This is a genomic window from Xylanimonas oleitrophica, assembly GCF_003244315.1.
In the GTDB taxonomy this organism is placed as follows: domain Bacteria; phylum Actinomycetota; class Actinomycetes; order Actinomycetales; family Cellulomonadaceae; genus Xylanimonas_A; species Xylanimonas_A oleitrophica.
In genome coordinates this window covers 1-755 of record NZ_QKWH01000026.1, presented here as the reverse complement: position 1 = coordinate 755, position 755 = coordinate 1, and the positions used below count along the sequence as shown (strand labels likewise).

The following is a 755-nucleotide window of genomic DNA, read 5'->3' as shown; positions in this document are numbered from 1 at the left end:
GTTCTTCCGGCAGACGCCGACGTACTGCGCGCTGCGCACCCTGGACGACATGGGCTTCCCCCTGGTCAACCCTTCGGGACCGTCAGCCGTCCCCGCGGGCGAGAGATGCGGAGAGAACGCGGCGGTCGAGATCACCCCGGCCGACTGCGAGGAGGGCATGTACACGCTCAACCCGCTGTGGGTCCAGCGCCTGCAGGACGACGGCACCTACGGCCCCGCTGAGCAGGTCACCGAGCGCCAGTGCATCACCCCCGCAGACCTGGCCGCCGAGGCCCAGCGAGCGTTCACCACCATGCAGATCACCCCGCCCCCGGCCACCGTCCAAGGCAGCCGACCCCTGCTGGTCAACGTCCACTACCCCGTCTACACCACCGCCGAACCCCTCACCCAGACCACCACCCTGCTCGATGTCCCCGTCGAGGTCCGCGCCGTGCCCCACCAGTACACCTGGGACTTCGACGACCCCCACTCGGCCACCGGCTCACGCCTGACCACCACCGACCCCGGCATGCCCTGGGCCCCCGGCGACCCCGAACCCGACCACACCTGGATCGCCCACGCCTACACCAGCCTCGGCACCGGCACCGCTGTCAGCCAGACCGGCAACAAGTACCGCCAGGGCGTCACCGTCACCCTGACCACCACCTGGCACGGCCAGTTCCGCATCGCCGGCACCCCCACCTGGACCACCATCCCCGGCCAGATCACCACCACCTCCACCACCGCCCCCTTCACCGTCACCGAAGCCCGCACCC

General features: G+C 70.7%; 1 protein-coding gene. It reads left to right on the top strand.

The window, feature by feature from the left end; translation table 11 throughout:
* Positions 1–755 (top strand): hypothetical protein (locus DNL40_RS16550; protein ID WP_111252285.1); only part of this gene is annotated, 755 nt, incomplete at both ends.